Source organism: Vulcanimicrobium alpinum (genome assembly GCF_027923555.1).
GTDB lineage: Bacteria > Vulcanimicrobiota > Vulcanimicrobiia > Vulcanimicrobiales > Vulcanimicrobiaceae > Vulcanimicrobium > Vulcanimicrobium alpinum.
Window position 1 is genome coordinate 1,865,574 of sequence record NZ_AP025523.1, and the last position, 12,493, is coordinate 1,878,066.

The window sequence follows — 12,493 nt, forward strand, 5'->3', positions numbered from 1 at the left end:
CGGTCAATCGTCGAACGCGCAGACCAGCTGGCTCGTCGCCGACGCCCCATCGATCGCATAGACCATCAGCACGTTGCTGACCAGCGTCGCCGACGTCGCGCCGCTCGCGGTATACGAGTACGGGAAAAAGCTCGCCGTATCGGGGTTCGTCGACGGAATCGTCGCGCCGCCCGAAACGCACGCCGAGACGGGGATCGAGGCATAGACGCCGGCGGCACCGGCGGCCGGCGGGTTCGACGCGGTCGACGCGACGTACACGCCGATTCCCGGCGCCGTCTGCGAGCCGTTGAGCAGCACGTTGGTCGGCGTCCCGGTTCCGACGCCCTGCGTTGCGGCGACGAACGACGACTGTCCGCCGAAGAGCTGCCAGTTCGTCGTCCCGGCCGGATACGTTCCGAACGCGACCGCCGAGGGCGGCGGCGACGCGGTCGACCCGGCGGTGACGACGGCGTTGAGCGCCGGCGACGCATGGTGGAACGCAAGCTGGAATTGCGTGGCGGGGATCGAGTAGTAGGTCTCCGGGAATACCAGGCACTGCAGACCCAGCGACGACGTCCCCTGGGCCGCCTTCCCGGCGATCACGACCGTGTAGCGCGTCGATGCCGCGAGGTTGTTGAGCGGGCAGGTCAGCCTCGTCGTCGCCGGCGTCCCGTTCGGCGTCACCGTCACCGTGTACGACTGCGTGTTCACGTTCGTGATCGCGGAGAGTGACGGGTACCCGAGCTTGGTGACGAATGCCGCGCTCGACGTGCCGTTGATGTACACGTCGACCGGGCCGAGATCCGGAGAGCCGTTGAGGAAGCGCAGCGCGCTCTGACTGGTCGTCGTGCCGAGGACGGTGCCCTGACCGTTGTTGCCGCAGCCGGCGAGCACGGCGGCGCCGAACGCGAGAACGAGTGCGAGACGTCGAAGGAGCATGACCAGTTGAGTCCCTTTCCGGGGCGAAGACGCGCGACGAAGGCGAAGGCACTCCGTCACATGAGCAGTGCCGGGAAGGCGCCCGCTCCTGATACGTTGGCGGTTCCTATACCGGTTCCGTGATCGGAGTTCTTGCCTGGCGCTCGCCCGACGGGGCCGATGCGAGCGCTCACATCACGCCAGGCACGGGCCCCGCGACCCAGGCAGCCAAGCAGGCCCCGACCCGCCGATTTTCAGGGGCGACACGAACCTTGCGCCCCAGATTGCGGTGATCGCCCGACGGGCGCGGCGGACCGAATAGTCCGCTGACGCACGCGCTGCGCGCGCTCAGCGGTAGTGTTCGAGCAGTGCCGCGTAGCGACCGCGGTCGCCGTGCAGGTCGTGCTTCGCGATCGGCACCTGCGGAAGGTGCGTGCGCTCCTCGAGCGTCGGACGCTCCTCCTGATAGATGATCCCCAACGGAATCTTCCCCTCGCGGGTCAGCGCATCGAATGCCGCCGTCCGCTCGCTCGGGCGATGGTCGTCGCGCAACGCCGCGTCTTCGATATGCTCCTTGAACCACGCGTACGTGTTGATCTTGTTGTAGGTGACGCACGGCGACATCACTTCGACGATCGAACAACCACGGTGCTCGATCGCGGCGCGAATGATCTGCACGAGCTGCTTGGGCTGGGCCGAGAAGCCGCGCGCGACGAACGTTGCGCCCGCGGCGAGGCCCAGCGCGAGGCCGTTGATCGGGTTGTCGGGATTGCCCTCGGGCGAGACCGACGCGACGTACCCGGTCGCGCTGGTCGGCGACGCCTGACCTTTGGTGAGCCCGTACGTCTGATTGTCCATCACGATGTACGTGATGTCGGGATTGCGCCGGACGGCGTGCACGAAGTGCCCTGCACCGATCGCGTACCCGTCGCCGTCGCCGCCGGCGGCGATCACCGTGAGGTCGCGATTCGCCAGCTTGACCGCCGTAGCGACGGGAAGCGCGCGGCCGTGCACTCCGTGGAACGCGTAGCTGTGCAGATAGCCGGAGATCTTCCCCGAGCAGCCGATCCCGGAGACGAACGCGACCTCGTGCGGTTGTTTTCCGAGCTCGGCGAGCGCGGATTTGAGCGCCGAGAGGACGCCGTAGTCGCCGCAGCCCGGGCACCACCACGACGGCGTCGCGGTCGCAAAGTCTTTCGCGGTCAGCATCGCCATCGTCAGCGCACCTCCACCGATTCGCCGACCGCTGCGATCCCGCGGATCGGCGCGATGATTTCGATCGGATGGAACGGCCGCCCGTCGTATTTGCGCAGCCCGCGCAGCGCGTCGATCGGGCCGGTGACGGCGCGAATCAGCCGCTCGAGCTGTCCCGTGAAGTTGTTCTCGACGACGAAGACGTGGTGCGCCCCGTGCACGAACACGCGGACGTCGTCTTCGGGGAACGGCCAAAGCGTGCGCAATTGCAGGAAGCGCACCGGGATCTTCTCGGCCGCGAGCCGGTCGACGGCTTCGCGGATCGGCCCCGTGTTCGCGCCGTAGCCGACGATCGCGATGTCGGCGTCGGCGACACCGTGCAGGATCGCGCGCGGCAGTTCGTCGCGCATCGCTTCGAGCTTGCCCATCCGCTTTTCCATCATGCGCGCTCGGTTGGCGGCGTTTTCGGTGATCACGCCGGCATCGTTGTGCTCGGAGCCGGCGGCGAGATGCATCCCGCCGTAAACGCCGGGGATCGCGCGCGGCGAGACGCCGTCGGCGGTGAACGCGAAGCGCTTGTACTCGCCGAACGTCAACTCGCCGTCGGCGATCAGTTCGCCTCGATCGATCTCGACCGCGTCGAGATCGAACGGCGCCAGCGTCGCCTTGCTCTGACACAGCGCCTGCTCGGTGAGCACGAACACCGGCAACTGCCAGCGGTCTGCGAGGTTGAACGCAGCGGTCGTCAGCGTGAACGACTCCTCGATGGTCCCCGGCGCGAGGATCACGCGCGGGATCTCGCCGTGGCCGGAGTAGATCAGATGATTGAGATTGCTCTGTTCGGTCTTCGTCGGCATCCCCGTCGACGGACCGGTGCGCGCGCACTCCACCACGACGACCGGAATCTCCAGCACGCCGGCGAGCCCGATCGCCTCGGTCATCAGCGCCTGTCCGGGACCGGAGGTCGCGGTCATCGCGCGCACACCGGTGAACGCCGCGCCGAGCGTCATCGTGATCGCCGCGAGTTCGTCTTCGGCCTGCACGACGACGCCGCCGAATTTCGGCAGTTGTTTCGACATCCACTCGAGGATGTCGGTGGCCGGGGTGATCGGATAGCCCGCCATGAACCGGCATCCGGCGACGAGCGCGCCGTACGCGATCGCGTCGTTGCCCATCATGATGAGGCGATCGCCGTCGGGTTTGGCACGCAGTGCGTAGCCGCTGGGCACGCCGGCGTAGTGTTCGCGCACGTACGCTTCGCCCGCCGCGATCGCCCGCAGGTTGAGGTCGACGACCTTCTCGCCTTTGCGCTGGTACACGGCGGTGACGTCGGCGCGCACGATCCCCGCATCCATCCCGACGAGCGCGGCGAGGACGCCCAGCGAGATCGTGTTGCGCACGAGTTCGAGGCCGAGTTCTTCTTTCGCGATCTTCGCCAGCGGGATGTCGTACCACGTGACGTCGCTGCGGCGCAGCGCGCCGTCGACCGTCTCGGACGTATTGTCGAAGACGACGAAACCGCCGGGCCGCATCTCGTCGATGTGCGCCTGCACCGCTTCGAGATCGAACGCGACGAGCGAGTCGACGGCATCGGCCATCCCGTAATTGCGCTGCTCGCTCGCGCGGATCACATAGTTCGTGTGTCCCCCGCGGATGCGCGACGGGAAATCTTTGTACGTATAGACCTCGAGCCCCATGCGCTTGAACACGCCCGCGATCAGATCGCCCGTCGTCAGCGAGCCGTCACCGGCCTGACCGCCGAACATCATTTCGAGGCTGTTGAGGATCACTGCGCGACCTCGCGATCCGGCGCCGCAACGGCGCCTCATTGACAAGGAGCATTGGACGGCGCGCGCGATACGACCCTTCTCGCAACGATGCGACAAAAGTCGCATCGCATGAGTGCGTCGCGCTACGGGCGGGCGACCGCGGTCCAACGGCGGTAGAAGCGCCGCACCTTGCCCCACGCGCGCCGCCAGGCGCCGCGGGCGCGCGCGGCGGCTTGTCCCTCGAGCACGCTCGCGGCGCCGGCGGCGAACGACGCCTCGGCTCGCTGCGCCTCGGTGCGCACCAGCCGCTGCGCGATCGTCGCGTCGTGCTGTTCGCCCAGGACCGTCTGCAATCGCTCCGCGCGTTTCCCGAACCGGCGCGCACGTTTGCCGGCGACCGGCGCGAACGCTTCGGCGGCGTATCGGACGCGCTTCGCCTTGATGCGGATGCGATGCAGTTCGCGATCCTTCGGCGGCCGCGTCCGCTTTCGCACCGCGCGGCGCAGCTCGGACCAGGCGTCACGCATCAGCGGGCGCAGCACGTCGCGTGCCGCGTCGGCGGCGCACGGATTGAATTGCGGCCGCTTTGTCGCCTCGACGAGCGTGTCGAGGAGCGCGACGTACCGCGGCTCGCGCAGCATCGCGCGGACGCGCGCGTGCGCCGTCTCTCGCGCTTGCCGGAACCCGGCGAGCAGGGCGTCTCCGCGGTAGCGATCGGCCGGAGGGAGCGCGCCGAGGTCGGCGCCGATCCGTGCGAGCATCACATCGGCGTCGCGCGCCGCGGCGAGCCCGTCGCCGAGCCACTTCAGCGCCTCGCGCAGCTCGCGAGCCCACGCCGCCTCGAACACCGGGACGAAGGTGCGCAGATCGGAACGCAGCCGCCGGACCGCGACCCGCGCCTGATGCACCGCTTCCTCATCGCCGGGCGCGAGGCGAAGCCGCGCGTCGATGCGGATCAGCCGTTCGACCGACGCGGCGATCGCCGCGAGCGCGAGCTCGCCAGCCCGGACGCGGCGTCCGGGATGCCGCGAAACGATCTCCGGTTCGCGTGCCGGCGGTCCAAGCGCGCGGACGTTCTTCGGCGTCGGATCGGCGGCGCCGGCGCCTTCCGCCTGCAGATGCGCGGTGAGATCGTCGAGCAGATCGTCCCCGGCGGTCTGCGCCAGTTCGATCTCCAATTCTCGAAACCGGCGCACGACGGTCGGACCCTCGACGACCCGCACGTCGTCCTCGACGACGTCGGCAAGTTCTTCACCGTCGCACAGGACGCGCCGGCGCGTGCGGATCGTGCGCAGCTCCGCAACCGGGCGCACTACTGCGCCGCGCAGATACGCGGTCGCCACGTCGATCGCCGCGGCAGGAACGGTCCGGCCGTCGCCGGCGAAGACGTGCTCCTCGCGGCGCAGCGCATCGCTTGGGCCGGGGACGGGGAGCTTGAGCGTCCATCCCTCGCCGCGCCGGTAGCGCAGGCTGCAACCCCAGCGCGTCAGCCGCAAGTCGGCGGTGTCGTAGTAGACGGTATGCAGCCGTTCCCACTCGACCGGCGACGCCACGTACGGTTCCCAACGCGCGTCCAGCCGCGCCAGCGAGAAGCCGTCGGGAAGTTCGAGTTTCCGTTCGCGTTCGATCGAGTCGTGCATCACGCGTGCCGCCGCCGCACGTCGGTAAGCGCGGCCGCCACGGCGCCGCGCAGGTCGCACTTCCCATCATGCCAGTGCTCGACGAACGACCGCAAGATGCGGCCGGTGAGTCCCCACACGCGGCGTCCTTCGTAGTCGAGCAGATACGTCTCGATCAGCCGCTCGGCGAACTCGATCGTCCCGCGCCGCAACGCGCCCGAGACGATGAACTCGAGCGGGATCGTGAACATCCCGGCGGTCTCGCTCCCGTCGATCGTGAACGGCCCGGGCGCGATCACCGCAACGAACGGCGTGACGTCGAAGGTGTTCACCTGCTGGCTGACTTCGGGAAGCCGGCCCACGATCGTCACGCGCTCGGGCGCGACGCCGACTTCTTCGCGCAGTTCGCGCAGCGCGGTGCGCGCCGGATCGCCGCCGTCGGCGGGATCGACGCCCCCGCCGGGGAGGCCGATCTGTCCCGGATGATCGCGCAGATGGCTCGCTCGCTCGACGAAGAGCACGCCGTGCGGCGGCGCCGCGACGATCCCGATCGCCACCGCGGCTTTGCGACGGGGCCTCATCCCGTCAGGTACGCGCAGCATCGCCCGCGGCCCCGCCCGGTACCGCGAGCCGCCGCGGGAATACCGTGAGGGTGCGCCTGTTCACGATCGGCCACGGGACCGTCGATGCCGTCACGTTCGCCGAGCGCCTCCGGCACGCCGGAGTCGTACGCGTGGTCGACGTCCGGCGATATCCCGGCTCGCGGCGGTGGCCTCAGTTCGACGCGGCGGCGATGGCGGCGTGGCTCCCGGCCGCCGGGATCGCGTACGTGCCGTGCGAGGCGCTGGGCGGCCGCCGCCGCCCGGCGCCCGATTCGCCGAACGCGACCTTGCGGGAGGCCGGGTTTCGCGGCTATGCCGACTCCACGCGCACGCCCGCGTTTCGCGAGGCGTTCGACGCCCTGCTGTGCGCCGCGCGCGAACGGCCGACCGCCGTCGCCTGCTCGGAGACGCTATGGTGGCGATGTCACCGCCGGCTGATCGCCGACGCGGCGATCCTGATCGGCGGCGCAACGGGTCGAGCACGTGATCGGCGACAAGATCGCGCCGCATCGCCCGACGCCCGGCGTCCGCGTCGCCGAGGGCACGCTCGTCTACGACGGCTAGCGCGGAGTTTCGCCGCGCTGCGCAAAAGGAGCGGCGGGAGGTGCCGACGGCTTCGCCCGCGTGATCGACTTCTTTCTGCACCGGCCGGTCTTCGCGTCGGTCTGCGCGCTCTTCATCATCCTCGCCGGCCTCATCTCGATCCCGACGCTCCCGGTCGCGCAGTTCCCGCAGGTCGCGCCGCCCGTCGTCACCGTGTCGTCGACATACATCGGCGCGAACGCGCAGGCCGCGGAGTCGTCGGTCACGACGCCGCTCGAAGAAGCCGTCAACGGGGTCGACGGCTTGCGCTACATCAGTTCGACGACGACCAACGACGGCACCAGCACGATCGTCTGCACGTTCTTCCTCGACCGCAACATCGATGCGGCGGCCAACGACTTGCAGAACCAGGTGGACAACACGATCGGCAGACTCCCCGCCGAGGTGCGCGCGACCGGCGTCACGGTCACCAAGAACAACGGCTCTTTCGTGCTGGGGATGGGTCTCGGCTCGCGCGATCCGCGCTACGATCGCATCTTCTTGAGCAACTACGCGTCGCTCACCATCGTCGACGTTCTCAAGCGCGTCCGCGGCGTCAACGACGTGCGCATCTTCGGCGAACGCCGCTACGCGATGCGGCTGTGGCTCGATCCCACCCGCCTCAACCTCTCGCGCGTCACGGCCGGCGATGTGGTCTCCGCGCTGCAGACGCAGAACGTCCAGATCGCGGCGGGCGCGATCGGCGCGGCGCCGATCCGCAGCGACCAGCCGTATCAGGTCTCGATCCGGGCGCTCGGGCGGCTGCACTCCGGGGACGACTTCGGCAACCTGATCCTGCGGTCGAATCCCGACGGCGGTTTCGTGCGGCTGCGCGACGTCGGACGCGTCGAACTGGGCGCCGAAAGCTACGCGCAGGATCTGCGGCTCTTGGGCGCCGACGCCGTCGGCATCGGGATCCTGACGCTCCCCAGCGCCAACGCGCTGCAGGTCGAGCGCGACGTGCTCGCAGCGATGCAGCGCCTCTCGGCGCGCTTCCCGCACGGCGTCTACTATAAGACCGGGTTCGACGCCGCGCCCTTCGTCGCCGACTCGATCGGCGAAGTGCTCAAGACCCTGCTGATCTCGGTCGTGCTGGTCGTGATCGTCGTCTTCCTGTTCCTGCGGAACTGGCGTACGACGCTGGTCCCGGCGATCACGATCCCCGTCTCGCTGATCGGCACGTTCGCGCTGATGAAGGCCCTGGGATTCTCCATCAACACGCTGACCCTCTTCGGGATCACGCTGGCGACGGGGCTCGTCGTCGACGACGCGATCGTCGTGATCGAGAACATCGCCCGCTTCATCCACGACAAGGGGATGCCGCCGCTCGCCGGCGCGGCGGCGGCGATGAAAGAGATCACCGGCGCCGTCGTCGCGAGTTCGCTGGTGCTGCTCGCGGTGTTCGTCCCGGTCGCATTTTTCGCCGGAACGACGGGCCAGCTCTACAAGCAGTTCGCGCTCACGATCGCGTGCTCGATCACGATCTCGCTGTTCAGCGCGCTCACGCTGACGCCGGCGCTTTCGGCGCTGCTCATCGAACGCGAAGAGCGCCGTCACGGTGCCTTCTTCCGCGCCGTGAACCGGCTCCTCGCCGCGACGCGTTCCGGCTATCACGCGATCGTTCCGCGCCTGCTGCGCATGCGCGCGGTCGTGCTGGCGCTCTTCGCGCTGGGCCTTGCCGCGACGTACTTCGCGTACGCGGCGATCCCGACGGGATTCCTCCCCGACGAAGACGTCGGCTACTTCTACATCACGGTACAGCTCCCCGAAGGTGCGTCGCTCGCGCAGACGGAGCGGGTGACGCGCCGGATCGAAGGGATCCTCGCCGGCATCCCCGAGATCGCCGTGACGTTCGAGCCGAACGGGACGCAATTCGGGACGAACGCGTCGAATCGCGCGATGATGTTCGTCTCGCTCAAACCGTGGGCCGAGCGCAAGGGCGCCGGGAAGTCGGCCGACGGGATCATGCGGCGCGTCCGCCCGCAGCTCGGCGCAATCGCCGACGCGACGGTGCTGGCGTTCAACCCGCCGACGATCCGCGGCATCGGCAACCTCGCGGGCTTCCAGTTCGAACTCCAGGACGCCGCGAACGCCGGGATCCCGGCGCTGACGGGCGCCGCGCGCGGGCTCATCGCGAACGCACGCCGCGATCCCGTTCTGCGCAATGTCTCGACGACGTTTCGCGACGACGCCCCGCAGCTCGTCGTCGAGATCGACCGCGCGAAGGTCGCGTCGCTCGGGATCCCGATCGCCGACGTGTTCGCCGCGATGCAGGTCTATCTGGGCTCGCAGCACGTCAACGACTTCGACTTTCTCAACCGGTCGTTTCGGGTGTACGTCCAGGCCGATACGAAGTTCCGCGACCGCTTGAACGCACTCGACCGCATTTACGTGCGCGCGAACGGGGCCGCGCCGCAGCTCGCCGCGACGATCCCGCTCGGTTCGCTCGTGCGCACGCACGTCGCACGCACGGCGCCGATCATCACCCATTACAACCTGCTGCGCTCGATCGAGATCAACGGCATTCCGGCGCCGGGCTACGGATCGGGCCAGGCGCTGGGGACGATGACCGCGCTCGCGTCGACGATTCCGGCCGGGATGGCCTACGAGTGGACCGGGATCTCGCTGGAGCAAATCGAGTTCGGCAGCCAGGCGCTGGTGATTTTCGGCCTCGGACTGCTCTGCGTGTTTCTCGTGCTCGCCGCCAACTACGAGAACTATTGGGATCCGGCGATCATCCTCGTCTCGGTCCCGCTCGCGATCCTCGGCGCAATCCTGGCGCTCGACGCGCGCGGACTGCCGAGCGATCTCTACGCCCAGGTCGGCTACCTGATGCTGATCGCGCTGGCGAGCAAGAACGCGATCCTGATCGTCGAGTTCGCAAACCAGCGCCGCCGCGCAGGCCTGGGCGCCGCCGAGGCGGTGGCGGAAGCCGCGCAGACGCGGCTGCGCCCGATCCTGATGACGTCGCTCGCGTTCATCCTCGCGACGGTTCCGCTCGTCGTCGCCTCGGGCGCAGGCGCGGCGAGCCGCATCTCGCTCGGCACCGCGGTCTTCGGCGGGATGATCCTCTCGACGGTCCTCAACCTGTTCGTCGTCCCCGTCGTCTACGTCGCGCTGGCGGCGCTGCGCGACCGGCTCGCGCGGCGGTCGCGCGCGCCGGCGGCGGCCGTCAGCGGGCATGCGCCGGGCGCGGTCCCGGTGTCGATGGTACGCACCGCCGACGGCGAACTGCTGCTCCACTTCGCCGACGGCAGCGAACCGGTGCGCCTCTCGCTCCCCGAACCGTAGCGGCGGATGAAACGGAGGAAACGTCGAGCGGCGCGCGCACGGACGGCCTCGTTCCCGGCGTTCGCGTTTGCGCTGCTGCTGATCGGCGCCGTCGCGTTGTTCGCCTCGCGCGCGCTGCGCGATGTGCCGGCTCCTTCGCGCTCCGCGCACGCGCACCGAAGCGGACACGCGGCAACGCTTGCGGCAACCGAACCGTCACCCTCGGCTCATGACGCGGCGGCAACCCTCGCGCCGGCCGCGACGCCCGGTGCCGCGGCGACGCCCGCGCCTGCGGCGACGCCCGCGGCCCCGGCGACGCCGGCCGCGGCGAGCGCGGCGCCGAACGGCGCGAAGCTCGCGCTGATCATCGACGACTGCGGGCAATGGCGCGACACCGAACGCGGCTTCGTCGCGCTTCGGGTCCCGCTCACGCTCTCGGTGCTCCCGCACGTGCGGTACGGCGCGCAGATCGCGCGCGAAGCGAACGCGGCCGGCAAGGGCGTGATGCTGCATCTGCCGATGGAGCCGCGCTCGGGTGCGAATCCCGGCCCCGGCGAGATCTCCACCGCGATGGACGACGCCGCGATCGCGACGCAGGTCGGCGCCGATCTCGACGACGTTCCGCTCGCGACGGGCGTGAACAACCACGAGGGGAGCGGCGCGACGGCCGACGATCGCGTCATGCGCGACGTCGCAGCGGTCCTCGCCGCGCGCCGTGTCTTCTTCATCGACTCGCGGACGACGGCGAAGACGGTCGCCGAGCGCGACGTCGGCGCGGCGGGCGTCCCGACGGCGCGCCGCGACGTGTTTCTCGACGACGTCGACGACCGCGCCGCGGTCGAGGCACAGCTGCGGCGGGCCGCCGAGATCGCGAGGGATCGCGGCACCGCGATCGCGATCGGCCACCCGCGCGCGGCGACGCTGGCCGCGGTGCGCAGCCTCGTCCCGGTGCTGCAGGCGGCCGGGATCGAGTTCGTGCTGGCGGCGGACCTCGTCCGGCGTTGACGCCGGGACGAAGGTCCGCTACGGTAGCGTCACCCGGTCGTCAGAGGTCGACGCATGCACACGCGCCTTCTCGCCATGGTCACGGGGTCGCGCCCTGACGGGTCCGGACCTCGCTTCGCCGTGGCCCGGTGCCGCCGCGACCGGCCGCTGTAGGGGACGGGGCCATCCTGCTGGACGCGCCGGCTCCCAACCGACCCGACGGCAAAGCCCTTCGTGCGCAGGTCCCCCGGGCATCGCACGCCGGGTGGACTCCCGCGCCGGATCGCGATGCGCTGCGGACGCTGCGCGAACTCTTCGCGACGCTGATTCCGGAGTTGCGCGCGCTGCGCGGCCAACGGATGGCGCGCTCGCCCCTCGCCTTCTATCGTGGATCGGCGGCCGTGATGGCCGCCGATCTTGCGTCTACGCCCGTCACCGGGATCCGGCCGCAGATCAGCGGCGACGCCCATCTCGCGAACTTCGGGGGCTATGCCTCACCCGAACGGCGCCTCGTCTTCGACGTGAACGACTTCGACGAAACGGTGCGCGGTCCGTGGGAGTGGGACGTCAAGCGGCTCGCCGCGAGCCTCGTCCTCGCGGCGCGCGCGATCGGCGTGCGCCCGGCATCGTGCAGCGACGCGGTGCGCCAGGCGCTCGCGACGTATCGGACGCGCACGCGTGAATACGGCGAGATGAGCACGCTCGACGTCTGGTACGCATCGATCGACGTGCGCGGCACGGTACGTACGGCGCTCGATGCGCGCGCGCGCCGGACGTGGGAGCGCCAGGAACGCGAAGCGCGCGGCCGCACCGCGCTCGCGCTGCTGCCGAAAATCACCGAAGTCGTCGACGGCACGATGCGGTTCATCGACGATCCGCCGCTGCTCGAGCGTCTTCCCGACGACGATGCGAAGGCGATGAACGTGCCGCGGGTCCTCGACGACTACCGGGGCACGCTTCGTTCCGACGCGCACGTCCTGCTCGAGCGGTTCCGGCTCGTCGACGTCGCGCGCAAGGTCGTCGGCGTCGGCAGCGTCGGAACGTGGTGCGTGCTCGCGCTGCTCGTCGACGATCGCGGCAATCCGCTGCTCCTGCAATGCAAAGAAGCGCGCGCGTCGGTCTTCGAGCCGTACGTCGGACCGCAAGCCGCCCGGACATACGGCGAACGCGTCGTCGCCGGACAGCGGCTGATGCAAGCCGCCAGCGACGCGCTGCTCGGCTGGACGCAGATCGGTGAGCGCAGTCTGTACGTCCGCCAATTCCGCGACATGAAGGCGGCTCCCAACCTCGCCGCGATGCGCGCCGACGAGCTCGTCGATTTCGCCGATCATTGCGCCTGGGCGCTGGCGCGCGCGCACGCGCGTTCCGGCGACGCGCGTGCGGTCGGCGCGTATCTGGGACGCGGCGACGTGTTCGACGACGCGATCGTGTCGTTCGCCGTCGCGTACGCCGATCAGACGGAAAAAGACCACGCGGCGTTCGTCGCCGCGCTCCCGGCCGGCGGGTTCCTCTAACCTCGGCAGGCGGCGGCGCAGCGACCGCGGTAATGCGCGAACCGCCCGTGGAAGGAAGCCCC

8 protein-coding genes and 1 pseudogene are annotated in these 12,493 nt (G+C 69.8%); 4 read left to right on the forward strand and 5 right to left on the reverse strand.

The annotated features are described in order from the left end of the window. Positions 1–3: 3 nt before the first annotated feature. The 5 genes from WPS_RS09605 to WPS_RS09625 all read right to left on the reverse strand — a co-directional run bounded on the left by WPS_RS09605 (position 4) and on the right by WPS_RS09625 (position 6,060). Positions 4–918 carry a DUF4397 domain-containing protein gene (locus WPS_RS09605; protein WP_317994288.1) on the reverse strand — a complete coding sequence of 305 codons (915 nt, stop codon included), beginning with the start codon at positions 916–918 and terminating at the stop codon, positions 4–6. A 327-nt stretch (positions 919–1,245) separates the two neighbouring features. Continuing rightward, positions 1,246–2,112 carry a 2-oxoacid:ferredoxin oxidoreductase subunit beta gene (locus WPS_RS09610; protein WP_317994289.1) on the reverse strand — a complete coding sequence of 289 codons (867 nt, stop codon included), beginning with the start codon at positions 2,110–2,112 and terminating at the stop codon, positions 1,246–1,248. A gap of 2 nt (positions 2,113–2,114) precedes the next feature. Beyond that, positions 2,115–3,881, reverse strand: a complete 1,767-nt coding sequence (locus WPS_RS09615) for a 2-oxoacid:acceptor oxidoreductase subunit alpha (RefSeq protein WP_317994290.1) — start codon at positions 3,879–3,881, stop codon at positions 2,115–2,117. Between the two features lie 122 nt (positions 3,882–4,003). Beyond that, positions 4,004–5,500 (reverse strand): CYTH and CHAD domain-containing protein, encoded by a 1,497-nt coding sequence (locus WPS_RS09620; protein ID WP_317997528.1) that lies wholly within the window; start codon positions 5,498–5,500, stop codon positions 4,004–4,006. Continuing rightward, the gene (locus WPS_RS09625; RefSeq protein ID WP_317994291.1) at positions 5,500–6,060 is read right to left on the reverse strand and encodes an NUDIX hydrolase; all 561 of its coding nucleotides are present in this window, start codon (positions 6,058–6,060) and stop codon (positions 5,500–5,502) included. Before WPS_RS09625 ends, WPS_RS09620 begins: the two co-directional genes overlap by 1 nt. 152 nt (positions 6,061–6,212) lie before the next feature. Here WPS_RS09625 and WPS_RS18175 point away from each other — a divergent pair. The 4 genes and pseudogenes from WPS_RS18175 to WPS_RS09640 all read left to right on the forward strand — a co-directional run. Beyond that, positions 6,213–6,470: pseudogene (locus tag WPS_RS18175) on the forward strand (DUF488 family protein); the annotation flags it as partial. A gap of 235 nt (positions 6,471–6,705) precedes the next feature. Next, positions 6,706–9,954, forward strand: coding sequence for an efflux RND transporter permease subunit (locus WPS_RS09630; protein ID WP_317994292.1), 3,249 nt, complete (start codon positions 6,706–6,708; stop codon positions 9,952–9,954). Between the two features lie 6 nt (positions 9,955–9,960). Continuing rightward, positions 9,961–10,938 (forward strand): divergent polysaccharide deacetylase family protein, encoded by a 978-nt coding sequence (locus tag WPS_RS09635; protein WP_317994293.1) that lies wholly within the window; start codon positions 9,961–9,963, stop codon positions 10,936–10,938. A gap of 128 nt (positions 10,939–11,066) precedes the next feature. Beyond that, the gene (locus tag WPS_RS09640) at positions 11,067–12,431 is read left to right on the forward strand and encodes a DUF2252 domain-containing protein (protein ID WP_317994294.1); all 1,365 of its coding nucleotides are present in this window, start codon (positions 11,067–11,069) and stop codon (positions 12,429–12,431) included. Positions 12,432–12,493: the final 62 nt, after the last annotated feature.